A 2231-nucleotide genomic window follows, 5' to 3' on the forward strand; every position below is an offset into this window, starting at 1 on the left:
ATGTATTTGTGCTCGCGACAGCAACCGCCTGTGCTGTTTTTGAAAGATCAACATTGCCGCTTTTTCCATAGGTAGCCGAAAGCCTTAAAACCGGTAGCCAGGAGATATTGTAAAAAGCCTCCTGTGAAAGTGACCATCCAAGACCTACTGACCATAAAGGTTTCCATTTATCATTCGTTTCTGCGCCAAAAACATTCGAGYCGTCCCTTCTCAGACTTCCGGAAATCCGGTACTTACCCTTATAACTGTAAGATGCATTAGCGTAAAAACTCAAAAAACGGTATTGATTACTGGTAAGGCTGAGCGAATTTGGGACCTGCTGATTTGTTCCAGTAATGAAATGTGGGTAAAGCCCCACCAGATCCACAGGCTGATAAACCAATGGATCTTCCTTATAACCATACACCGAATTCCCATTACCAATCGTCTGTCCCTCCCTGGCCTCGGCACCCATAATAGCCGTTATGGAAGAAACCCCGATGTTTTTGTTAAAGTTCAACTGCAATCTTCCAGTAGCGGAATTCACCTCACTGGTACCTGTATTGAGTATTCCGCCCAAAGGAACAATGTACTTAACAACACCGGTGGAACGGTTCAGCTGACTGAAGGAATTAATGACATTCCGGGTAAAATAACTCTCCATATCAAAATGCTGGACATTTGTCCCATTTTGCTTTTGCCTCTGGTATCCTGCTTCTAAATCAAGATAGTCCGTAAAGCGGTATTTCAGCGCAGCTGACCCCAGTATTTCCTGCCTTGAAGTCGTAGCAATAGCATGCTTGTAGTCTTCTGTGGGATAATTGTTCCAATCAAGCAGCTTTCCGTTTCCCAAAGTATCAACGAAAGCTGGTCTGTAGATCTGTGCCCATTTTATTGGATTTCCAGATGCATCCCGTAAAAACTGATAAGGCTGCCTACCCGCGTAAGTAACAGATCCATAGGAAGGCCTACCTGATTTTGTGGATGCAAAAGTTAAGTTTAAAGACGTTGACAACGATAGTTTCGGTGTGATTACGATATCGTTGGAAAACCTTAAATTATATCTTTTTGAAACCGCATAATTCTGGTCGTAAGCGTTATCCAGCCCTCCGCTTATTGAGTAAGCATGCTTTGCTGTACCAGATCTTATATTCAGCCCATACTGCTGGGTAAGCGCATGCGTATAAAATTCATTCAACCAATCTTGTTTAAGATTCCCTGAGCGGAAAGCATCCAGTTTACTATTGACCTCTGCATCGGAAAGTTTACCATTGCGTCTTGCCAAAAAGAGCTCCACAGCAGGTGAAAGGGCAGCATAACCATTGTTTATCCTGTTATTGAAAAACCCGTTGTCAAAAAGGAATCTTTCTGCTTCAATATTTTCTGCAACAGCCATTTCTGAAAGGGAATTTAAATCAGGTAGCGATTTAATCGTCGCATTTGCATTAAACGATACATTTAGGGACTGGTTCAGTTTTGCTTTCTTCGAGGTGATCACTATTACCCCGTTTCCTGCTCGCGCCCCCCAAATTGACGAAGCTGAGGCATCCTTCAACACCGATACACTTTCGATATCGAATGGATTAATATTGTTAATATCCCCTTCATAAATAAATCCATCCAGCACAATCAAGGGATCAAGAGGCCCATTAATCGTACCCAGCCCGCGTATGGAAATCCCCGTTTTATTCTGTGGATTACTATTTGTTTTCCCGGTATTCAACAGTACCGCTGAAGTCTGCCCTAGAATACGGTCAAGAACATTTGTTCCAGTCCGCGCGCCCAGCATTCTTTCATCAATGACAGACACCGCTCCATTGATCTCATTTGGTTTTACACGCTGATAGCCTGTATTTACCTGCACTTCTTCCAGTACTTTAACTTCTGCAACCATACGGATTATCAAAGGATCCTTTAAATCTTCCATTTTCCTGAGAATCCGAACAATAGGAAACAATCCTACTTTTGAAAACTTTAATGTATCCGGAAGATATTTCACCACACGGGAAAAATTACCGACCGAATCGCTCGTACTCGTCCCCCCTGTTTTCGACCGGATGTAAACACCGTTTTCTGTTGCATCAGCAACGATAATCTTCCCTGAAATTTTAACCGGTACTGCAAGCTTTTCAAGTCTGTTCTCCTGTGCATATACATCTGAAGGAGTGAAAAGAAAGAAAAACAATAACCCTGGAAAAAATAACATTCTCCATCGGAGCCATAAATAGCATATCAGTCTCATGTTATAATTC

The 2231-nt window shown here is 42.4% G+C and carries 1 protein-coding gene; it reads right to left on the minus strand.

Annotation, left to right across the window (positions count from 1 at the left end; translation table 11 throughout):
- A partial coding sequence (locus tag AC1DND_RS26205) for a TonB-dependent receptor plug domain-containing protein (RefSeq protein WP_477585573.1) occupies positions 1-2221 on the minus strand: 2221 nt, incomplete at its 3' end.
- Positions 2222-2231 lie beyond the last annotated feature (10 nt).

The sequence above is a fragment of the Pedobacter sp. 01N416 genome (genome assembly GCF_056399685.1).